The organism is Haloferax volcanii DS2 (genome assembly GCF_000025685.1).
In the GTDB taxonomy this organism is placed as follows: Archaea; Halobacteriota; Halobacteria; order Halobacteriales; family Haloferacaceae; genus Haloferax; species Haloferax volcanii.
Genome location: NC_013964.1, coordinates 33,904 through 54,971 on the forward strand (window position 1 = coordinate 33,904; position 21,068 = coordinate 54,971).

16 protein-coding genes are annotated in these 21,068 nt (G+C 65.9%); 7 read left to right on the forward strand and 9 right to left on the reverse strand.

Annotation, left to right across the window (positions count from 1 at the left end; all coding sequences use genetic code 11):
- Nucleotides 1-132: 132 nt before the first annotated feature.
- A complete protein-coding gene (locus HVO_RS00145) occupies nt 133-894 on the reverse strand; it encodes an SDR family oxidoreductase (RefSeq protein WP_004041123.1) in 762 nt (253 codons plus the stop codon).
- A gap of 99 nt (nt 895-993) precedes the next feature.
- Here HVO_RS00145 and HVO_RS00150 point away from each other — a divergent pair, with 99 nt between their 5' ends.
- The 6 genes from HVO_RS00150 to xacK all read left to right on the forward strand — a co-directional run bounded on the left by HVO_RS00150 (nt 994) and on the right by xacK (nt 7,643).
- Nucleotides 994-1,758 (forward strand): NAD-dependent epimerase/dehydratase family protein, encoded by a 765-nt coding sequence (locus tag HVO_RS00150; protein ID WP_004041122.1) that lies wholly within the window; start codon nt 994-996, stop codon nt 1,756-1,758.
- A 319-nt stretch (nt 1,759-2,077) separates the two neighbouring features.
- Nucleotides 2,078-3,394 carry an ABC transporter substrate-binding protein gene (locus HVO_RS00155; RefSeq protein ID WP_004041121.1) on the forward strand — a complete coding sequence of 439 codons (1,317 nt, stop codon included), beginning with the start codon at nt 2,078-2,080 and terminating at the stop codon, nt 3,392-3,394.
- Nucleotides 3,395-3,448: 54 nt separating this feature from the next.
- Entirely contained in the window at nt 3,449-4,402 is a 954-nt protein-coding gene (gene xacH / locus HVO_RS00160) for a xylose/arabinose ABC transporter permease XacH (protein ID WP_004041120.1), read from the forward strand.
- Between the two features lie 2 nt (nt 4,403-4,404).
- Nucleotides 4,405-5,334 carry a xylose/arabinose ABC transporter permease XacI gene (xacI, locus tag HVO_RS00165; RefSeq protein WP_004041119.1) on the forward strand — a complete coding sequence of 310 codons (930 nt, stop codon included), beginning with the start codon at nt 4,405-4,407 and terminating at the stop codon, nt 5,332-5,334.
- Nucleotides 5,335-5,337: 3 nt separating this feature from the next.
- On the forward strand, nt 5,338-6,489 hold the full coding sequence (gene xacJ, locus HVO_RS00170) for a xylose/arabinose ABC transporter ATP-binding protein XacJ (protein WP_004041118.1): 1,152 nt from the start codon (nt 5,338-5,340) through the stop codon (nt 6,487-6,489).
- Nucleotides 6,490-6,491: 2 nt separating this feature from the next.
- Complete coding sequence (gene xacK, locus HVO_RS00175; RefSeq protein WP_004041117.1) at nt 6,492-7,643, forward strand: xylose/arabinose ABC transporter ATP-binding protein XacK; 1,152 nt, start codon at nt 6,492-6,494, stop codon at nt 7,641-7,643.
- A gap of 261 nt (nt 7,644-7,904) precedes the next feature.
- Here the strand turns inward: xacK and HVO_RS00180 are convergent, their stop codons facing one another.
- Nucleotides 7,905-9,143: a xylonate dehydratase gene (locus tag HVO_RS00180; protein ID WP_004041116.1), complete on the reverse strand. Its 1,239-nt coding sequence runs from the start codon at nt 9,141-9,143 to the stop codon at nt 7,905-7,907.
- Nucleotides 9,144-9,299: 156 nt separating this feature from the next.
- Between HVO_RS00180 and xacF the strand changes: the two genes are divergently transcribed.
- On the forward strand, nt 9,300-10,748 hold the full coding sequence (xacF, locus tag HVO_RS00185) for a 2,5-dioxovalerate dehydrogenase (RefSeq protein ID WP_004041115.1): 1,449 nt from the start codon (nt 9,300-9,302) through the stop codon (nt 10,746-10,748).
- 301 nt (nt 10,749-11,049) lie between these two features.
- Here the strand turns inward: xacF and xacR are convergent, their stop codons facing one another.
- The 7 genes from xacR to HVO_RS00220 all read right to left on the reverse strand — a co-directional run bounded on the left by xacR (nt 11,050) and on the right by HVO_RS00220 (nt 21,038).
- Nucleotides 11,050-11,805 (reverse strand): HTH-type transcriptional regulator XacR, encoded by a 756-nt coding sequence (gene xacR, locus HVO_RS00190; protein WP_004041114.1) that lies wholly within the window; start codon nt 11,803-11,805, stop codon nt 11,050-11,052.
- A gap of 658 nt (nt 11,806-12,463) precedes the next feature.
- Nucleotides 12,464-14,302, reverse strand: a complete 1,839-nt coding sequence (locus HVO_RS00195; protein ID WP_004041113.1) for an IucA/IucC family protein — start codon at nt 14,300-14,302, stop codon at nt 12,464-12,466.
- Nucleotides 14,303-14,310: 8 nt separating this feature from the next.
- Complete coding sequence (locus HVO_RS00200) at nt 14,311-15,684, reverse strand: lysine N(6)-hydroxylase/L-ornithine N(5)-oxygenase family protein (protein ID WP_004041112.1); 1,374 nt, start codon at nt 15,682-15,684, stop codon at nt 14,311-14,313.
- Complete coding sequence (locus HVO_RS00205) at nt 15,681-16,322, reverse strand: GNAT family N-acetyltransferase (protein WP_004041111.1); 642 nt, start codon at nt 16,320-16,322, stop codon at nt 15,681-15,683. Before HVO_RS00205 ends, HVO_RS00200 begins: the two co-directional genes overlap by 4 nt.
- On the reverse strand, nt 16,319-18,100 hold the full coding sequence (locus HVO_RS00210) for an IucA/IucC family protein (protein ID WP_004041110.1): 1,782 nt from the start codon (nt 18,098-18,100) through the stop codon (nt 16,319-16,321). Before HVO_RS00210 ends, HVO_RS00205 begins: the two co-directional genes overlap by 4 nt.
- Nucleotides 18,097-19,662: a pyridoxal phosphate-dependent decarboxylase family protein gene (locus HVO_RS00215; RefSeq protein ID WP_004041109.1), complete on the reverse strand. Its 1,566-nt coding sequence runs from the start codon at nt 19,660-19,662 to the stop codon at nt 18,097-18,099. The genes HVO_RS00210 and HVO_RS00215 overlap by 4 nt, the downstream gene beginning before the upstream one ends.
- On the reverse strand, nt 19,659-21,038 hold the full coding sequence (locus HVO_RS00220) for a diaminobutyrate--2-oxoglutarate transaminase (RefSeq protein WP_004041108.1): 1,380 nt from the start codon (nt 21,036-21,038) through the stop codon (nt 19,659-19,661). Before HVO_RS00220 ends, HVO_RS00215 begins: the two co-directional genes overlap by 4 nt.
- Between the last annotated feature and the right edge of the window lie 30 nt (nt 21,039-21,068).

Consider the following 21,068-nt stretch of genomic DNA (forward strand, 5'->3'; position numbering starts at 1 on the left):
TTCGGAACCGACCGCAAAATACGCTTCCCTCGGGTTCGGGGCGCGGCACGCCGACACTGCGCCGCCGTGCTGCTACGCCACCGCGCCCCGTGTCGCCGTGCCGTCGCACCCCCGAACCCCCGTGCCCGCCGCTCAGAAGTGCGAGAGCTTGTCGCGTCGGTAGAGGTCGAGCGACAGCACGGTGTTCGGTGACCGCTGGCGGACCGCGTAGGCGATGGCGTCGGCCACCTCTATCGCCTCCGTCACTTCGCCCTCCTCGAACGACGCTTCGAGCGTCTCGCCGCTCTCGGAGCCGAACTCGGTCCGAACCTCGGTCGGATTGACGCAGGTCACGCCGACGTTCTCCTCGCCGATGGACCCCTGCAGGCTCGACGCGAACCCGCGGACCCACCACTTCGTCGCGGCGTACACCGGGTTGTGCGGCCGCGGGTGGTTCCCCGACATGCTCCCGAGGAAGACGAGGTTGCCCTCGGACGCTTCGAGGTGCGGAAGCGCCTCTCTGGCCGTGTAGAACATCCCGTCGACGTTGACGCCGGTCATCAGGCGGTACTCCTCGTCGGTCAGCTCCGCGACCGGCTTGTCGATGCCGAGGCCGGCGTTACAGACGACGATGTCGAGCGAGCCGAACCGCTCGACGGTCGCGTCGACGAGCGCCCGGACCGCGTCGGAGTCGGTCACGTCCGTCGGCACGACGCTCACGGCGGCGTCCGTGGCGTCACGAATCTCGTCAGCGAGCGATTCCAGTCGTTCGACTCTGCGGGCGGCGAGACACACGTCCGCGCCGTCCTCGGCGAGCACGCGCGCGGTCGCCGCGCCGATTCCCGAACTCGCACCCGTGACGAGCGCCGTCCGGCCGTCGAGCGGGTCTTCCAAGGCGGTTGGTCGGTCGACCATACGCCGTGATTGTGACCCTGCCGCATACGTGTTTCCCCACGGGAATCTGGCGACGGACGCTTGGAACACGTTTATTAGACTTCCGTCGATTGTCATCGTATGGCACGTATTGCGGTCACCGGAGCGGCTGGTAACGTCGGGAGAGTCACGGTCGAAGCGCTGGCGTCGGACCACGACGTGACGCCCATCACGCATCGCGAGCGCGAGGGACTCGACAGCGTCATCCTCGACGTGCGCGACGAAGACGCGCTGACCGAGGCGTTCGAGGGCCACGACATCGTCGTCCACCTCGCGGCCAACCCGAACCCCGACGCGGCGTGGGACAGCGTCTACGAGGTCAACATCGGCGGCACGTACAACGTCTACGAGGCGGCGCTGGCGGCCGATATCGACCGACTCGTTTTCGCCAGCACGAACCACGTCCACCAGATGTACAACATCGCCGACGCGACCCGACCGGAGACGCTGGCGGCCGACGCCGAGGCGGTCGGCGTGTCGGACCCGCCGCGCCCCGACTCGTACTACGGCGTGAGCAAGGTGTTCGGTGAGGCGCTTGGCAACTACTACGCGGACCGACACGGACTGGAAGTGCTCAATCTCCGCATCGGATGGCTCCTGACGGCCGACGAGGTCCGCGAGAAGATGGACGAAGAGGAGTCGGTCGCGCGCTACGTCCGCGCGATGTGGCTCAGCCCCGGCGACTGCGAACAGGGGATGCGCCGGGCCGTCGAGGCGTCGCTTCCCGATTCGCCGCTCGCGGTCAACCTCATCTCGGCGAACGACGACCGATATCTCTCGCTCACGGAGACGATGCGCGCCATCGGCTACCGCCCGCGAGACAACTCGGCGACCGTCGTGGAGTGAGCGAGCGGGGCGGTGGCTGAGCGACCGTGGAGTGACGTTCGTCGATGCCGACGCACCGCTACTGCGAGTCGGTGTCGCGGGCGACGACGCACGACCCCGAACGGCGTCTCGTTCGCCTCTCGAAGGAGCGTTCAGGTTCTCGCGCGGTAGTTTTCGGGGCGAATCCATCGCGAAGCGCGTTGCTGGGACCCACCGTTTTTATATCATCATCTGCTATCCACAACCTATATGTGTGGGTAGATAACATGGGTACTACATGGTCGAGCATGACAGTAGCGATGAAAGTGTAAACCGTCGAAAATATTTGAAGGCCCTGACCGTGGGTGCGGCCGCTGGCATCGCGGGGTGTACCGGCGGTGGCGGAACCGAGACGGAGAGCACCGAGAGCGGAAACGGGAACGGTTCCGGCGGTTCCACCGACGACACCGAGACGAGCGGGAGCAGTTCCGGTGAGTCGTGGGACTCGCAACTCGAAGTGCTCCACGGGTGGGCCGGCGGCGACGGCGAGGCGGCGGTCACCGCGCTCATCGAGGCCTTCGAGGAGGAACATCCCGAGATGGATACGAACTTCCAGGCGGTCGGTGCGAGCGCGAACGTGAACCTCAACGCGACGATTCTTCGACGGCTCGCGAACAACAACCCGATGAGCTCGTTCGCCAACTGGCCGGGGAAGAACCTCGAACGGTACTCGGGCGCACTGATGGACCTCGAAGCCGACGTGTGGGACGCCGAGGGATTCAAAGACACCATGCAGTCCCGCGCGGTGGAACTGTGTAAGTTCAACGACAAGATGCCGGCGGTCCCAATCGGGTCCCACCGGATGAACAACCTGTTCTACAACACCGCCGTCTTCGAGGAGGCCGGCATCGACGCGTCGAGCCTCGATAGCGTCGACGCGCTCCTCGACGCGCTCGAAACCATCGACCAGAACACGGACGTGACGCCGATGGCGCAGGCGATGGTCGCGCCGTGGACGAACCTCCAGCTTTGGGCGCAGATTCTGACGAGCCAAAGCGGCGTCGAGGCGTACACGAACTTCATCGAGGGCAACCCCGACAGGGCGGCCGTCGTGGAAGCGCTCGAGGCGCTGAAGACTATCAACGAGAACTACATCACCGCCGACGCCTCGTCTATTAGCTTCACGACGGCGGGCCAGAAGGTCATCTCGGGGAAGGCGGCCACCATCCACCAGGGGAACTGGGTCTACGGCATGTTCCGCGCCGACGACAGCTTCAACTACAAAGAGCAGTGGGATTGGATACCGTTCCCGGGCACGGAAGGTATCTACTTCTACCACGTCGACTCCATCGTCGCGCCGAGCAACAACCCGAGCCGCGAGGAGACCATCGCGTGGCAGAAGTTCGTCGGCTCGAAGAAGGCCCAGATCGCCTTCAACAACCCCAAGGGGTCGGTTCCGCTCCGCACCGACATCGACCCGAGCGAACTGACCGACTTCCTCGCGATGACGTACGAGGACCTCACCGATTCGGAGGCCTACCCGCCGACCATCGCCCACGGGCTCGCAGTCACGCCCAAGACGATGGGCGCGTGTAAGACCGCCTTCGGCGACAACTTCATGGGGCCGTTCAACGTCGAAGCCACCGCCGACGCGCTCGTCGCAGCGGTCTCGGAGTGAGACCTCGGCTGAAACTTCACCCTCATTATACACAAATAAAATATAGGTATATCCATGGCTACACACGATAACACGGAGCACGTTTCTGACGCGACCGACGAGGCGGTCGGGTGGGAGTCGAAGCTCCGGTATTTCCTCAACAGCGACTTCGTCCGCTCCGCGCCGTACTGGGGAATCCCGTTCGTCCTCATGAGCATCGCCGTCTACGGTGGTACCGGCTACAACTTCGCCATCTCGTTTACGGACTACGAGGGCCTCGGGACTCCCGATTACTCCACGCTCGACTTGGAGATGTACGCACAGGCGCTGTCGAGCGACGCGTTCATCGCCGCCGCGCAGAACAATCTGGTCCTCCTCGTAGGCTTTACGACTATCTGTCTGGTGCTCGGCCTGTTCCTCGCAATCCTGTTGGACCACGGCATCCGGTTTTCCGAGAAGTTCCAGACGGTCTATCTCCTCCCGATGAGCCTCTCGTTCGTCGTCACCGCGCAACTGTGGCTCTGGATGTTCAACGTCGAAAGCGGCATCCTCAACCTCGTCGTGACGACCCTCGGGTTCAATCCCGTAGACTGGCTGGGGAACCCATCAATCGCGCTCGGCGCGGTGATATTGGCCCTCATCTGGCAGTTCAGCGGATACACGATGGTCGTCTACCTCGCGGGGCTCCAGTCGATTCCCGACGACCAGTTCGAGGCGGCCCGCGTCGACGGCGCGAGCATCACTCGGACCTACCTCCGCATCATCGTCCCGCAACTGAAGGAGGCGTCCGTCAGCGCGGCCGTCGTGCTGATGGTGTTCGCGCTGAAGGCCTTCACCTTCCTGTACGCCCTCGTCGGTCGCTACCGCCCGCCGAACGGGACGGACATCCTGGCGACGCTCATGGTTCGCCGCGCGTTCAAGTTCGGTGAGTGGGCCTACTCGGCCGCCATCGCGACCATGCTTCTCATCATGGCGCTCGGCGTCATCGGACCGTACCTCTACTACCAGTACAAACAGGGGGGTCTCTGACCATGTCACAGTCGTCATCCACAGGCAACTTCGACGTCGCATCGCTCGTCGAGGACGTGAACCTCCGGCGCGTCGCCCAGTACGCTCTCGTCGTGTTCTTCCTCGGGTTCTTCCTCGTCCCGCTGGAGACGGGAATCATGACCGCCATCAAGACGAACGAGTCGGTCGCTCGCTCGCTTCCCTTCGCGCCGCCGGTCGGTGAGGGTTTCACCCTCGGGAACATCCAGTTCGCCCTCGAACAGCTCTCGGGGTCGTTCTTCAACTCGCTCATCATGTCGATTCCGGCGACCATCGGGAGCGTCCTGTTCGGGAGCATGGCAGCCTACGGCCTCACGATGGTCAACTGGCGGGCGCAGATGGGTATGCTGATGCTGTTCGTCGTCGGCGTCTTCGTCCCCTATCAGGCCGTGTTGGTCCCGCTCGCACGCTTCTGGAACAACATCTTCCCGCTCGCGCGGATGATAGAGCCGATGGTGGCGTCGATACCCTTCTTCCAGGGGTACCACGCGGAACTCGTCCCCCTCGTCATCACCCATATCGCCTACGGGATTCCCATCTGTACGATACTGTTCCGGTCGTACTACCAGAGCCTCCCGAACTCGCTCGTGGAGGCCGGTAAAATCGACGGCGCGAGCATCACGAAGATTTACCGGCGCATCATCCTGCCCATCTCGAAGCCGATGTTCGGCGTCGTGTTCATCTACCAGTTCACGCAGATTTACAACGAGTTCCTCTTCGCGTTCACGCTCGTCACCGGGTCCGACGCGCCCGCAGCACCGGTCACGCTGGTGCTGCCCGCAATCGGGGCGTCGACTTCCGGCATCAACTTCGGTATCAGGATGTCCGCGGCGTTCCTCGCGGCGGTTCCGACGCTCATCCTGTACGTCGCGTTCGCCGAACAGTTCGCGAAGGGACTTCGCACGGAGGCCTGACCCATGGGACAGATTCAACTCACCGACCTGACGAAGCGCTTCGGCGACACGGTCGCCGTCGACGACCTCTCGCTCGACATCGACGACGAGGAGTTCCTCGTGCTCGTCGGTCCCTCGGGGTGCGGCAAATCGACGACGCTCCGGATGCTCGCCGGCTTGGAGACCCCGACCAGCGGGGACATCTACATCGGCGGGGACCACATGAACTACCGCGTCCCGCAGAACCGCGACATCGCGATGGTGTTTCAGGACTACGCGCTGTACCCCCACATGACCGTCCGGCAGAACATCCGGTTCGGGCTCGAAGAAGAGGAGGGATACACGTCTGCGGAGCGCGACGAGCGCGTCGTCGAAGTCGCGGAGACGCTCGGCATTGCCGACCTGCTTGACCGCAAGCCCGACGAACTCTCGGGCGGTCAGCAACAGCGGGTCGCGCTCGGGCGCGCCATCGTACGCGACCCCGAGGTGTTCCTGATGGACGAGCCGCTGTCCAACCTGGACGCCAAGCTCCGGGCGGAGATGCGCACCGAGCTCCAGAACCTGCAGGACCAACTCGCCGTCACGACCGTCTACGTCACCCACAACCAGACGGAGGCGATGACGATGGCCGACCGTATCGCCGTCATGGACGACGGCGAACTCCAGCAGGTTGCCTCTCCCTTCGAGTGCTACCACGAGCCGAACAACCTGTTCGTCGCGGAGTTCATCGGCGAGCCGATGATAAACCTCGTCCGCGGAACGCGCTCGGAGTCGACGTTCGTCGGTGAACACTTCTCGTACCCGCTCGACGAGGACGTGATGGAGTCCGTCGACGACCGCGACGACTTCGTCTTGGGGGTGCGCCCCGAAGACATCGAAGTCGCCGACGCGGCCCCCGACGACGCCGCGCTCGACGATCACGATCTCCAGATGGACGTGACCGTCGTGGAGCCCCACGGCGACCAGAACGTCCTCCACCTCTCGCACCCGGACCAGCCCTCCGCCGACGACGCCCTGCAAGCGGTCACGGAGGGGATGCATCTCGTCACGCGGGGCGACCGCGTCACGGTGACGATTCCGCCGGACAAGATTCACCTGTTCGACGCGGAGACCGGAACCGCGGTGCACAACCGACGTCACGACCAGGAAGCCGACTTCACACAACTCGAACAGTAGCCATGGCACGATTGACACTCGACGACGTAACGAAGGTGTACACCGACGAGGGCGGCGGCGATATCGTCGCCGTCGAAGAGATATCGCTCGATATCGACGACGGGGAGTTCCTCGTGCTCGTCGGCCCCTCGGGCTGCGGGAAATCGACGACGCTCCGGATGATGGCGGGACTCGAAACCGTCACCGAGGGCGAACTCCGACTCGAAGACCGCGTCCTCAACGGCGTGTCCGCGCAGGACCGGGACATCGCGATGGTGTTCCAGTCGTACGCGCTGTACCCGCACAAGAGCGTCCGCGGGAACATGTCGTTCGGCCTCGAAGAGTCGACCGGCCTGCCGGACGACGAGATACGCCAGCGGGTCGAGGAGACGACCGACATGCTCGGCATCAGCGACCTGCTCGACCGCAAGCCCGGACAGCTTTCGGGCGGCCAGCAACAACGGGTCGCCCTCGGACGCGCGATCGTGCGCGACCCCGAAGTGTTCCTGATGGACGAGCCGTTGTCCAATCTGGACGCCAAACTGCGGGCGGAGATGCGGACCGAACTCCAGCGCCTGCAAGGCGAACTCGGCGTGACGACCGTCTACGTCACCCACGACCAGACCGAGGCGATGACGATGGGCGACCGCGTCGCCGTCCTCGACGACGGCGAACTCCAGCAGGTCGGCACGCCGCTGGACTGTTATCACCGGCCGAACAACCTGTTCGTCGCGGGCTTCATCGGCGAGCCGTCGATGAATCTCTTCGACGGGTCGCTTTCGGGCGACACCTTCCGCGGCGACGGCTTCGACTACCCGCTTTCGGGCGCGACCAGAGACCAACTCGGCGGCGCGAGCGGCCTCACGCTCGGCATCCGACCCGAGGACGTTACCGTTGGCGAGCGGCGCTCCGGCCAGCGCACCTTCGACGCCGAAGTCGTCGTCGTCGAGCCGCAGGGGAACGAGAACGCCGTCCACCTTCGATTCGTCGACGGGGACGAGGGGACCCAGTTCACCGCGACAACCACCGGACAGTCGAGAGTCGAAGCGGGCGACCGCACGACCGTCTCGTTCCCCGAAGACGCGATTCACCTGTTCGACGGGGAGACCGGCGACGCGCTGAAGAACCGAGAGCTCCCGTCGAACCGCGCCATCGACGCGTTCGTCTCGAACTGACCGGTCTCCGCGGTTTCCTTTTCGTCCGCGGTTCGCCCGCCGCTGTCAGCCGCCAGGTTATCTGCCGTCAGCGTCGCGACTGCAACCGCGAGTCGCGTCGCTCCGGTCTCGAACTCAAGCGAGTGAAAACGCGGCCGCGGCGGACGCGCCGCGGGGCGAGAGATGCTCACGGTTCTCGCCCGCGGTGGTGCGTCCGGGTTATGGGTGTGGTATGTCAGGCTGTCGTGGCCGCTGTGGGACAGTCTCGCTCTCGGCGTCGGGTTACTCCTCGTCGAAGAGCGTCTCCCCTTCGACCATGTGTGCTTCGACGGCGTCGAGGTCGAGCGTCAGCCCGAGGCCGGGCTTTTCGGGAATCTCCATGTGACCGTTCTGAATCAGGTCGTCCTCTTCGACGAGGTCCTCCCACCAGCCGAGCTGGTAGGAGTGGTATTCGAGGGCCAGCGAGTTCGGGATGGCCGCGGCGACCTGCGCGGAGGCCATCGTCCCGATGGGCGACGAGACGTTGTGCATCGCCACGGGGATGTAGTACATGTCCGCGAGGTCGGCAATCTTCCGCGTCTCGCGCATGCCGCCGACGCGGGGCAGGTCGGGCGCGATGATATCCACCGCCTGCGGTTCGAGCAGCGTCCGCTGGCCGAACTTCCGGTAGACGTTCTCACCGACCGCGATGGGCGTCGTCGTGGACTGCGTCACGAGCTTCTGCACGTCGTGGTTCTCCGGCGGCACGGGGTCTTCGAGCCACCACACGTCGTAGTCTTCCAGCTCGGACGCGAGGCGCTTGGCGCTCCCGCCGGTAAAGGACCAGTGGCAGTCGAACGCCACGTCCGCGCGGTCGCCGACGGCCTCGGTGACGGCCTCGACGATTTCGACCTTGTGGTCGATTTCGGGGTTTCGGAGGTGGCGGTTCGCGCGGTCCTTCTCGTGGCCCGAGGGCACGTCGAGGTCGAACTTGATGGCGTCGTAGCCGAGTTCCTCGACCACGCGGACGCCCTCCTCGGCGCAGGCCTGCGGGTTGGCCTCGTCTTCGGTGTGGAGGTCGCAGTAGACGCGCACCTCGTCGCGGTACTTCCCGCCGACGAGTTGATAGGCGGGCACGTCGAGGAGCTTTCCGGCGACGTCGTGGAGCGCGATTTCGATGCCCGAGATGGCGGAGATGACCTTGCCCGAGACGGAGCCCTCGCCGGACATCTTCTGGACGAGATGCTCGTACAGGCGGTCGATGTCGAGGGGGTTCTCGCCGACGAGGAACGGCTTCATCCGCTCGATGATGGCGGTGTCGCCGCCGCCCCAGTAGGCCTCGCCGGTGCCGACGACGCCCGCGTCGGTGTAGACGCGGACGAGAATCCACGGGTAGTTCCCGTCGACCATCGTCGTCTGTACGTCCGTGATTTCGGCGTCGCGGACGCCACCTCGCGGATTCGTGATGTCTATCGTCTCCGCGGACAGGTCGCGCATCGTGTACTCCGCGTTCGGGTCGCTAAGCTTCGCTTGCTCAACCATTGCGCACGTATATCTCGAAAGCCACTACAAAAGTGTGTGGGTCGGTAGTCCGTCACTCACCCCGACGCGCGCTCCCGAACTCGCCCCGTCGTCGACAGCCAACAAATAGTGACAGCTTCGCAAGAGTTGTATGTCGGAAGACAGAACGTGTACCCGATGACGGACCCTAGTAAAAACTACGTCAACGGTGAGTGGGTGACCTCGGAGACCGGCGAGACGACCGAGGTGACGAACCCCGCGAACCCGAGCGAAGTGGTCGCGGCGTATCAGCACTCGAACGAGAACGACGCCGCGGCGGCCGTCGACGCCGCCGTCGCGGCGGAAGACGAGTGGCGAAACACGCCCGGCCCCGAGCGCGGGCGCATCCTCCGCGAGGCGGGGACGCTCCTCGCCCAGCGGAAGGACGAACTGACGGAGATTCTCACCGCCGAAGAGGGGAAGGCGCGGCCCGAAGCGGCGGGCGAGGTACAGCGCGCCATCGACATCTTCCACTACTTCTCGTCGAAGGCCGCCGACCTCGGCGGCACGAAGAAGGGTGCGAGCGGGCCGAACACGAACCTCTACACGCGACAGGAGCCGGTGGGTGTCGCGGCGCTCATCACGCCGTGGAACTACCCGATTGCGATTCCGGCGTGGAAGCTCGCCCCGGCGCTCGCCGCCGGCAACACCGTCGTCCTCAAGCCCGCCTCCATCGCGCCCGGCGTCGTCATCGAAATCGCCCGCGCGCTCGACGAGGCCGGCCTCCCGGACGGCGTCCTCAACGTCGTCACCGGACCCGGTAGCTCGGTCGGCAGCGAGTTCATCGGCAACGAGGGCACGGACCTCGTCTCCTTCACCGGCAGCAGTCAAGTCGGTGAGATGGTGTACGAGCAGGCCACAGACGCCGGCAAGCGCGTCCAGACCGAACTCGGCGGGAAGAACCCGACGCTCGTCGCGGACTCCGCGAACCCCGCCGAAGCCGCCGACATCGTCGCCAACGGCGGGTTCGGAACCACCGGCCAGTCGTGTACGGCCTGTTCCCGCGCCATCGTCCACGAGGACGTGTACGACGACTTCGTCGCCGAGCTCGTCGACCGCGCGGAGTCCCTCGACGTCGGCCCCGGTACCGACCACGAGATGGGCCCGCAGGTCAGCGAGTCCGAACTCTCCTCGACGCTCGAATACATCGACATCGCCGAGGCCGAGGGCGCGACGCTCGTCGCCGGCGGCGGCGTCCCCGAGGGCGAGGCAGTCGAGACGGGTCATTTCGTCGAGCCGACGGTGTTCACCGACGTGGACCCCGACATGCGCATCGCACAGGAGGAGGTCTTCGGCCCGGTCGTCGCCGTCATCGAAGTGAGTGACTTCGACGAGGGGCTGGCGGTCGCGAACGACGTCGACTACGGCCTGTCTGCCAGTATCGTCACCGACGACCACACCGAGGCGAACCGCTTCGTCGACGAGGTCGAAGCCGGCGTGGTGAAGGTCAACGACAAGACGACCGGCCTCGAACTCCACGTCCCCTTCGGCGGGTTCAAGCGCTCCTCGTCCGAGACGTGGCGCGAGCAGGGCGACGCCGGTCTCGACTTCTACACCATCGAAAAGACCGTCTACGACAGCTACTGAGCGTCCCGCCCGGTCGCCGACGGCGACCGTCTGCCATCACCTCGTTATTTTGCTCCCTCTTCTCTTCTCCTCTCCTCTCCTCTCCTCCTTCGTGTCCCACCCCCGCCGATGCTGTTGTTCCGGCTCGACACCTTTCCATTCTCTATATCAGAATAGGATGGACGGAACTATTGTCGTGAAAATTACAAGCCTACTCGTGTAATTGTCTATCGTCGTCGTCCGTCGGGAACTACGTCAATACGGTCCTGCGTCGATGATTCGTGCGGAGCTGCTACTGTTCCGAGATAGCGAACGAGGGGCGTCAGTAGTTGATGTTGAGTTCGACGACGTTCGCCGCGCTCAGGACGCGTTCGGGAAGCGCCCCGTGGAGGTCTTCGTCGCTGACGCGGCTGGCCGGAGCGGAGACGCTGATGGCCCCGAGCACCTCGCCGGACGAGGATTTGATGGGTGCGGCGAGACAGCGCAGCCCTTCGAGACGCTCGCCGTCGTCGATGGCGTAGCCTCGCTCGCGAACTCCTTCGAGCACCTGAAACAGCTCTTGCCGCGTGCCGATGCTCTTCGGCGTCTTCTGTTCGAGTCCGTGACGCTCGATTATCTCGTCCACCCGCGACTCCGGGAGGTTCGCGAGAATCGCCTTCCCGAGCGCCGTCGTGTGTAGGTTCGTCCGAAGGCCCGCGTAGGTGTCGAGGTCCACGGCGTCGTCGCCTTTCGCTCGCATCAGGTAGACGCCCATCCCCTGTTCTTCGACGAGGAGGTTGGCGAGTTCGCCCGTGTCGGCGGCGAGCGATTTGACCTCTGGCTCGGCGACCTGATACACTTCCATCGACTTCCGACTGTGGCCGCCGACTTCGAGAAACTTCAACCCGACGCGGTAGTCGTCGCCGTCCTTGAGGACGTACCCGTGTTTCTGGAGCGTCGTCAGGTGGTTGTGGACCGCGCTCTTTCCCATGTCGAGGTCGCCGGCCAGTTCCGTGACCCCGCAGGGTCCTTTCTGCATCAACTCCTCGACGAGCGCCAGCGTCTTTTCCGTGGTTCGTACCGGATGTTTGGCGTCCATGATTATTCGTTATCAAGTATCTGAATAAGTGTTCTGGTCGGGAGAACGAGGCGCTGTGAACGCGGACTGTCGTTGAGGCGGGACCGCGGATGCTCTCGCAGCAGATACCTGTTTCACCAGCGGCCCCTTCGTCTCGGTGGACTGGCCGGCCGCCTCCCGTTGTCGGCAGTCTCTCGAACAGGGGTTTCACCACGACCACCACTGTCCGTCCCTCGACTATCTCTCTTTCCTCAGTGGTTTTTCTTTTGAATCACAATATTGGAAGCGGTGAACTTCCGTTCCCATCTCATCACCGCTCGTCTCTCGCCTTTACTTTTCTTCCACCTCTCCGTCGAAACAACATCCAGTGTTGTTCGGATGTTCTTGAAACTCCGGATTAACGCCCTTTGTGTCCTGATCGCTGTCTTCCCTGTCGTGTCTGTGACTGCTGGTTTCGTCTCGTAGCGTTGGCAGCGACTGGCAAGTGTAGACGCTTCCTCCTGCTGTTGTCGTGCAATTAATACGCACTACCATGTTGGATGTCTTTGACCCATCGTTCAGTTTCCGGCCCTCGCTCGTCGTGACTCGTAGTCGAGGACGAACGGTTGGCTCCACGGTGGTGACTCGGCATCGGGGAGCGCCGTCGGCGGAGCCGACGTTTCGAGGCCCGCTCAGCGGGTCAGTCGTCCGCCGTGCCCGTCTGACTCGCGCCGTCCGGTCGCTCGTCCGCGACTTCGTAGAGCGCGTTCGTCACCGTTCCGTGTTCGGAAGCGTGCGGACGACCGGGGGAGTCGTCGTAGCCGTAGTCGAAGATGCGGTTCCGGTTGAGACTGAGCTTCGTGAACTCCGGTCGGAGCAGGTCGAACAGGTCGAATCGCGATTGGAGTTCGGGGAACTGCGCTTGATAGTCGAGAACCGCGCGTCGCGCGTGCGTCCAGAACTCCCGTTCGGGGTACGACTCGTGTTCTTCGAGCACGTCGGCGACGTACCGGAGGACGCAGACGAACAGCCCGGAGAAGATAAACTGACAGAGCCCTTCGGGCGGCTCTTTCCGAAGCACGTCGTGCACGTCGTCGGGGAGCGATTCCAACTCCGGGAGCGACTGGTCGCTCACGTTCACGTCGTCCGCGAAGTCCTTGACCGCGAGTCGCGTGGGGACGCCGTCTTCGACGACGAGGATGGTGTTTTGGCCGTGCGGGGAGAACACCGTTCCGTAGCGATAGAGGAAGTGCAGGAGCGGCGGCAAGACGGTGTCGAAGAACTCGCCCAGCCACTCGTCGAGGCTGAGCCCCGACTGTTCGACCAGCCGCGAGACGAAGGGTTCGCCCGCACCGTCGACGTGCATCAGCGACGAGAGCGTAATCGCCCGTTCGTCGTCTTCGAGGAACGTGTAGATGGACTCCCGCCAGACCGCGCCCAGCAGTTCGTGGTACTGGTACGGCGACCCGTCGATGTCGGTGAAGTCCGCGTGGTCGTAGTTGAGCCCCGCAATCTCGCCGGGGAGAATCAACCCCTGCTCTTGGAGGAAGTCGTCTCGCTCGTAGATGCCTTTGATGTACTCCGTGACCGTCGGCGCGAGTTCGGTCCGCTCGCCGGGAAGCCCCCGCCAGACGAGCGTGTTGAGAATCCGCATCGGAACTTTCACGTGGTGTTTCTCGGCGTCGTCGACGTTGACGAAGGTCCGGACCGACTGTTGCGGGAGGTACTCGTCCGGCCCGTCGCCGAGCGGGACGATATCGCCGGCCGCGATGTGGTCGGGAAACAGCGGGACGACGGTGTGTTCCCACTGCCAGTCGTGCACCGGCATGAAGAAGTAGGCGTCCGGGTCGTACCCCTTCGCGTCGAGGCGGCTTCGGAAGCGCTCGTAGTGATCACCGAGTTCGCCGCTGACGAGCGAGTCGTGGTCGACCCCTTCGGCTCCGACGAACGTCGCGTGCTCCTTGCGGACCGCCGCCCACGAGAGCGTCACCGGCGCTTTGCGCTCGGGCGCGTACCGCTTGTAGTCGTCGTACCCCCAGCCGAGTCGCCCCTTGTTGTACGTAATCCACGGGTGGCCCTCCATCTCGCCTTCGAGGCGGGCGTAGTCGAGGTCCGTCGGGTCGAAGCCCCCCCGGTCCCGCTTTCGCGACTCGATGTGGGCGTCCGCGAGCAGCGTCCGCTTGTACTCGCGGACGAGGTTCCCCTCGGTCAGGCCGTCGAGGTCGGTCGTCTCTCCGAGGTCGCGAAGCAGTCGAAGGGGGTCACGGAGCGACTCCCACGTCCCGTCGGCCCGCCGCTCGACCGTGTCGCCGTAGACGTGGAGGCTGTCCATCAGCCGGTCGGCGGCCTCGAACCGGTAGCTCACCTCGCCGAGGTCGAACCGGTAGCCGTGGCGGTCGTCGCCGGCGTCGACCTTCCGCGGCTCGATTATCTCCTCGTAGGCGAACTCTTCGAGCATCTTCGTCAGGAGGCGGCGTTCGACCGTCTCCCAGACGTCTGCGTCCAGTGCGTCCCGTAGCGTGGTGTCGTTCGGATTCATCGGTATCGTTAGTCGTCTTGCGTCGGCGTGGGTGGTGTCTCGCTTCCCTCGGCGCGGGAAGCGTTCGGTGCGTGGTCGAGGAACTGCGCCACCGAGAAGTCCTGAAAGACCGTGTCGACGTCGTCGGGATACACCTCGCGGCCGACGAGCCGGTTGACGAACTTCGCGTTCCGGTAGCAACCGAGGCCGAGGTCCGGGACCCCGACGCCGTGGGTGTGGACCTCGGCGTTCTGGAGGAACACGTCACCCGGTGCGTCGACCGCGAGCCGGTGGTCTTCGGTCACGCCGAACCGCCCCTGTTCGTCCCAGTCGATGGCGTCTTCCAGCGGTTCGAGGAACGCTGGAATCGGTCGCTCGTAGCCCGTTCCGAGAATCACGACCTCGCTCTCGTGGACGAACGACTCCTCGGCCTGCCACTGGTGACAGTCGAGGGCGTACGCGTCGTTGACGGCCTCGATGTCGCGGACTTCGGTCATCGCAAACAGCCCCACGTCGGGGTCGCGGCCGCCGACGGAGCGCCGGTAGAGCAGGTCGTAAATCTCGGCGCTCGTCTCCGGGTCGATGCCCTTGTACAGCAGGTCCTGATTCGGGATGAGGTCGTCTTTCACCGCCTGCGGCAGGTCGTAGACGTACCGCTCGTACTCGGGGGTGAAGTGCTGGAGGCCGAGCTTCGAGTACTCCATGGGGAAAAACCCGTCAGAGCGAGTCAGCCAATCGAGCCGGTAGCCGTGGTCGGGCTGGCGCTCCAGGAGGTCCTGAAACACCTCGGCGGCACTCTGCCCGGACCCGACGACGGTGACCGTGTCCGCCTCCCCGACGCGCTCGCGGGAACCACGATACCGCGCCGTGTGGAACACGTCTTCGGTCGGGTGTCCACGGAGGTGTTTGGGGACGTGCGGCCGGGAGCCGATGCCGAGCGCGAGGTTCTCGGCGCGGTACTCGAAGCGGTCGCCGGTGTCCGGATTCCGCGCGGTGACCGCGTACCACTCCTCGCGGTCGTCCCAGCGAACCTCGGTCACTTCGCGTTCGAACCGGCAGGCGTCGAGTCGGTCGGCCACCCACCGGAGGTAGTCGTTGTACTCCCGCCGGGGAATCTGGAACGTCTCGTAGAAGTAGAACTCGTAGACGCGGCCGGTCTCCCGCAGGTAGTTGAGGTAGCTGTGGGGGCTCGTCGGGTCGGCCAGCGTCACGAGGTCCGCGAGGAACGGCACTTCCAGCGTCGTCCCCTCGATGAGCATCCCCTCGTGCCACGCGAACTCGGCGTCCCGTTCGAGGAACGCCGCGTCCACGTCCTCGGGCGCGCCGTCAAGCAGGGCCGCCAGCCCGAGGTTGAACGGGCCGAGACCGATTCCGACCACGTCGCGGACGCGGGGCTCGCTCATCGGCCCACCTCCGTCTCCGCATTCTCGGCCACCGTGTCGAAGAAGCGGTCGCGCTCGCAGTGCATCAACAGCGCCTCCTTGTCGGGGAGGTCGATGCGCCCCTGCGGCTCGTAGCCGCATCGCTCGAAGACGTGGATGACCCGCTCGTTTCGCACGTCCGGTTCGCTGACGACGCGAGTCGCGCCGGTCGCGCGGAACTGAAACGCCGTCATCGCCCGCAAGAGCGGTATCGAGTGGCCGTGTCCGAGATACTCCGGCGGCCCGATGAGAAGGTGGACGCCGCGGTCTTCGGGGGCGGCGTCGTAGCACGTGGCGACCACGTCGTCGGCCGCGCGGTACGCCTCCCAGTAGCTCATGGGGGTGTGGTCGAGCAGGCCGACGTACGGCGTGAGATGGTCGTCGGCCAACTTCTCGTCGAGTTTCGCCCGAAACGCCGGCTTCGGAAGGTCGAGTTGCCAGTACGGCTTCACGTGGTCCGAGCCGAGCCACGCGTGAAGGCGGTCGACGTCCAGCGCCGGGTCGACTTCCGCGAAGGCGATGGTCCGGTCGATGGTCTCGTCGCGGACGCGATACGCGTATTCGCGGCCGGCGTCGGCAGTCGCCGCGTTCGCGGTCGCGGTCGCCGGTGCGTCGGTCATGGCGCTGGCACCTCCAGTTCCGTGACGAGCGGGTTGTCGATGTCGGCGTACACCGACTGGTTCGCCAGCGACCCCTCCAGCTCGTCCATGTCGTGGAACCGCGTGAGCAGGTTCGCCTTGCACGGAATCGTCGGGTTGGTGAGGAGGTCGTCGAGCAGCGACGACGACGGCCGGTCGTACTCACGGAGCGATTCGAGTTCGTCGCGGAGGACGCCAAGGAGGCGTCGCTCGTCCACCAGTCCGGCCGTGCCGAAGGCGTTGACGAGGCCGAAGGCGTTGTTGATGACGACGTAGTACCGGATGCGCTCGTCGGCGACGGCGTCCGGACAGACCGTGTCGGCGCGCTCGCCGATGCCGGGCAGGAGCGCGTCCACCTCGTCGTACATCGACTCGGGGAGGTAGTAGCCCTGATTGTCGCGGTAGCGGAACGTCTCGGGATAGCCCCCGTCGAGGGTCAGCACGCTGTTTTGCTGGTGGGCCTCGACGCCCAGCCCGCGTTCGAGATACAGCCACAGCACCGGTCGAACCGACAGTTCGAGATACTGTCTGAACCAGTCTTCTGCGACCGCCGGAGTGGCCCGTCCCTCGTGGTCGGCGATGCCCTCCACGAGCGTCGCCAGCCGCGACGACCCGTCGTCGAGGTGGTCCTGACAGAGGCCGACCACGGGCGTCGCGTTCGCCGCCGCGTTGCCGCGGAAGGGATTCTCGCGCAGGACCGTCTCGAAGCCGGACTCGCCGTCGCCGAGGTCGACCGTCAGATACGCCGGGTCGCGGACGACGTCGAACGCCGGGAACCGGGATTCGAGGTCGCCGCCGAGTTCGGTGTCCAGCAGTTCGGTGATGGCGACGCCGCGCTCCAGTTCCGGGAGCTTGTTCGTCCGCTCGGAGTTGGTGACTTTGACGTTCAGCGACCCCTTGACCATGAACGGCGCGTCCGGGGCGTACAGCGTCCGCACCGACGAGGTAGGGTAGAACTCCCGGCCGACTTGGCCGACGTATTCGAGGCCGTCGCCGAGGTGCGCTTGCACCTCGGGTTGCGAGCGGAGGTAGTCCGCCTGCCACGGGTGGACGGGAAGCAGCACCTCGTCGCCCTCGACGTGTTCGGTGACGAACGACTCGGGGACCGAGTCGTCCGCGCGGAGGGCCGACTTGACCCACTCGGCCGCCGACTCCTCGCGAGTGGAGTTCTGCGAGACGAACTCGGGGTCGGCGCTGAAGTATGCCAGCGGGAACGACCCGCGGAGTTCGGGCGCGTAGGCCCGCGACTCGTGAGCCGGGATACCCTGTCTGCTCTTGGGCGTCGGGTGGAGCGGGTGGCCGAAGACGAGCGACTGTTCGGCGTCGCGGAAGGTGGTGTCGAAGCCGTACAGTCGCTCCTCGTCGCCGCGCCGGGCCTCGACGAACCGCTCGATGTTCTGGCAGCTCTTGACGACCCGCAGGAGCAGTTCGTCGGCCGCGCCGGTTTCGTCGCGGTCGAGTCTGAGTTCGCTCGTGACGAGCGTCACGAGCACGGTGTAGTCGAGGGGGAACGTCTCGCCATCGGGAAGCCGGTAGACGCCGGGCAGGTCGAACTGGTGGCGACCCGTCGGCGACCGGTACGAAAGCGGGACGTAGAGGTCCACGCCCTGCTGAGAGAGCGGCGCGTGGACGACTACCTCGGCGTCCGCCTCGACCGGCACGTCCCCGGCTGGGACGACGGCGTAGTCCCCGGTCTCCCGGAGGTAGCAGTTCAGGAAGCTGTGTATCGTCGCTGACTCGGCTGTGTCGTTCGGATTCATGCGTGTCGGTCGTCGGTCGTCGGTTCGAGAGCGGTTCCGCGGTCCGAAATCTCGCGCAGGAGGTCTCGGAGGTCCTCGCGCGTCGTTCGGGGGTTCAGGAGCGTCAGCTTCAGACACGTCTCGCCGTCGACGGTGGTGCGGGCCACCACGGCCTCGCCGTCGTCGAGGAGGGAGTCGCGGATGGCCTCGTTCAGGTCGTCGGCGCTCGGGCCGTTGACCGGGCCGTCGGCCGGGCCGCCGCCGTCTCGTCCGTGGTCGGGGACGTACCGGAACACGACGACGTTCAGGTCGGAGTCGTGGACGAGCCGCAGGTCGGGGTCGGCCTCGACGAGCCTCGCGGCGTCGGCGGCGAGGTCGATGGTGTACTCGACCATCGACGCCAGCCCCTCGCGGCCGAGCGCCTGCATCGTCACGAACGGTTTGAGCGCGTCGAATCGCCGGGTGGTCTGGACCGACTTCGAGACGAGGTTCGGCACGCCCGCGTCGTCGTCGCGCACGGGGTTCAGATAGGCCGCGTTGCGGTCGATGAGGTCGTACGCCGACGCGTCGCGGACGAGCACCGCGCCGCAGCTAATCGGTTGGTAGAACAGCTTGTGGAAGTCGACCGCGACGGAGTCCGCGGCCTCGATGCCGGCGAGCTTGTCGGCGTGGTCGTCGCTCAGGGCGAGCGCGCCGCCCCACGCGGCGTCGACGTGGTACCAGCAGTCGAGTTCGGCCGCGCGCTCGGCCAGCGGGCCTAACGGGTCGATGCTTCCGAAGTCCGTCTTTCCGGCGGTGGCGACGATTGCGAACGGGCGTTTCCCGCGCTCGCGGAGGTCCGCCACCGCCTCGTCGAACGCCGCCATCGACAGGCGGCGGTCGTCGTCGGTCGGGACGGTGACGACGGCGTTCTCGCCGAGGCCGAGGTGCGAAGCGGCCTGCGTGGCGGTGAAGTGGGCGTCGGCCGAACAGAGGATGCGCAGGTCCCGCGCCTCCGGCGGTAGCCCCTCGTGCTGGACGTCGACGCCGTACTCCTCCAAAACGACCTTGTTGCGGGCGAGGAGCAGGCCGACGAAGTTCGACTGCGTGCCGCCGCTCGTGAACACGCCGTCGCCGTCCTCGTAGCCGAACAGGTCGCACAGCTCCCCGACGAACCGCCGTTCGAGCTGCGTCGCGGCGGGGCTCTGGTCCCACGAGTCCATCGACTGGTTCGTCGCCGTCAGGAGCGCTTCGGCCGCGAGCGCCGGAATCGTCGGCGGACACTGGAGGTGCGCGATGCAGGTCGGGTCGGACACGCCGACCGAGTTTCGCAGAATCGGCTCGGTGCGGTCGAGCGCCGCGGCCACGCCGTCGCCCTCGTGGGGCAGCATCTCGAACCGGGCGAGCGCGTCGTCGACTTCTTCGGGCGTCGCCCCCGAGTACGGCGTCGCCTCCGCGGCGAACTCGTCGAGGACGAGGTCGCACGCCCGCCGCATCGCGTCGCGGTAGCGCGCCCGGTCGTCGTCGTCGCCGCTCAGGAACCACTTCGCGGCGTCCGGTCGCGGGTCGCGGCGCTCGCCGTCGACATCGCCCACGCCGTTCATGCGGCGACCTCCCGGCGGCCGTCGGCGTCGGCGTCCTCGATTGCGGCCTCGACGGCGTCCGCGAAGATGCTCCCGACGGCGTCCACGTCGCTCGGACTGACGACGAGCGGCGGGAGGAACCGGACGACGCTCCCGTGGCGGCCGCCGAGTTCGAGGATGAGGCCGCGGTCGAAACACGCCTCGCGGACGGCGTCAGCGAGGTCCGGATTCGCCGGGTAGCGCCCGCAGGCGTCGGATTCGCCCGCGGGGTCGACGAGTTCGACGCCGAGCATCAGCCCGCGACCGCGCACGTCTCCGACGGCGTCGTGGGCGCGCTCGGTCGCGTCGAGGTGGCCGCGGAGCCGCTCGCCCATGCGCGCGGCGTGGTCGTCGAGGTCGTGTTCGAGGACGTGTTCGATGGTGGCGATACCGGCGGCCATCGCCAGCTGGTTTCCCCGGAAGGTGCCGGCGTGCGCACCCGGCTCCCAGACGTCGAGCGACTCGTCGTAGACGACGACCGAAAGCGGGAGCGACCCGCCGATGGCCTTCGAGAGCGTGACCGCGTCCGGGACGATGTCGGCGTGCTCGAAGGCGTACAGTTCGCCGGTCCGGCCGAGACCGGTCTGAATCTCGTCGACGACCAGCGGGATGTCGCGTTCGCGGGTCATCCGCCGCACCTCGCGGGTCCAGTCGTCGGGCGCGGGAATCGCGCCGCCCTCGCCCTGCACGAGTTCGACCACCATCCCCGCGGGCTCGGTGATGCCGCTTTCGGGGTCGTCGAGGGTGCGCTCGACGTACCGGGCGGCGAGTTCGTGGCACTCGTCGCCGCCGACGCCGAACGGACACCGATACTCGTACGGATACGGAAGGTGGTGTACGTCGGGCATCAGGCCGGGGACGTTCTCCTTCGGGTCGGTGTCGCCCATCAGGCTCAGCGCGCCGTTGGTCATGCCGTGGTAGCCGCCCTGAAACCCGAGAACGCTCCGGTTGCCCGTCGCGGTTTTGACGAGTTTGAGCGCGGCCTCGACGGCGTCGGTCCCGGCGGGGCTACAAAACTGCACCCGCGCGCTGTCAGCGAACTCGTCGGGGAGGCTGTCGAACAGCGTGTCGACGAACCGCTCCTTGACGGGCGTCGTGATGTCGAGGGTGTGGAGCGGGCGGTCCTCCGCGAGGACGCGTTCCATCGCCTCGACCACTCTCGGGTGGTTGTGTCCGAGCGCGAGCGTGCCGGCCCCCGCGAGGCAGTCGTAGTACTCCTCGCCGTCCATGTCGGTGACGGTGACGCCCGAGGCCTCCCGTATCGCGTGCGGGAGGTGTCGGGGATAGGTCCGCGCGCTCGACTCGCGGGCGGCCTGCTGTTCGAGCAACGCCTCGTTGCCGGCTGCCGGGTCGGTCATCGCGCTTCCCTCCGTTGATTCGTCGTCAGT

Bases quoted from the DNA above. Each gene is read 5' to 3' on its own strand.
- HVO_RS00145 (WP_004041123.1), bottom strand. From the start codon at position 894: ATGGTCGACCGACCAACCGCCTTGGAAGACCCGCTCGACGGCCGGACG.
- HVO_RS00150 (WP_004041122.1), top strand. From the start codon at position 994: ATGGCACGTATTGCGGTCACCGGAGCGGCTGGTAACGTCGGGAGAGTC.
- xacH (WP_004041120.1), top strand. From the start codon at position 3,449: ATGGCTACACACGATAACACGGAGCACGTTTCTGACGCGACCGACGAG.
- xacI (WP_004041119.1), top strand. From the start codon at position 4,405: ATGTCACAGTCGTCATCCACAGGCAACTTCGACGTCGCATCGCTCGTC.
- xacJ (WP_004041118.1), top strand. From the start codon at position 5,338: ATGGGACAGATTCAACTCACCGACCTGACGAAGCGCTTCGGCGACACG.
- xacK (WP_004041117.1), top strand. From the start codon at position 6,492: ATGGCACGATTGACACTCGACGACGTAACGAAGGTGTACACCGACGAG.
- HVO_RS00180 (WP_004041116.1), bottom strand. From the start codon at position 9,143: ATGGTTGAGCAAGCGAAGCTTAGCGACCCGAACGCGGAGTACACGATG.
- xacF (WP_004041115.1), top strand. From the start codon at position 9,300: ATGACGGACCCTAGTAAAAACTACGTCAACGGTGAGTGGGTGACCTCG.
- xacR (WP_004041114.1), bottom strand. From the start codon at position 11,805: ATGGACGCCAAACATCCGGTACGAACCACGGAAAAGACGCTGGCGCTC.
- HVO_RS00195 (WP_004041113.1), bottom strand. From the start codon at position 14,302: ATGAATCCGAACGACACCACGCTACGGGACGCACTGGACGCAGACGTC.
- HVO_RS00200 (WP_004041112.1), bottom strand. From the start codon at position 15,684: ATGAGCGAGCCCCGCGTCCGCGACGTGGTCGGAATCGGTCTCGGCCCG.
- HVO_RS00205 (WP_004041111.1), bottom strand. From the start codon at position 16,322: ATGACCGACGCACCGGCGACCGCGACCGCGAACGCGGCGACTGCCGAC.
- HVO_RS00210 (WP_004041110.1), bottom strand. From the start codon at position 18,100: ATGAATCCGAACGACACAGCCGAGTCAGCGACGATACACAGCTTCCTG.
- HVO_RS00215 (WP_004041109.1), bottom strand. From the start codon at position 19,662: ATGAACGGCGTGGGCGATGTCGACGGCGAGCGCCGCGACCCGCGACCG.
- HVO_RS00220 (WP_004041108.1), bottom strand. From the start codon at position 21,038: ATGACCGACCCGGCAGCCGGCAACGAGGCGTTGCTCGAACAGCAGGCC.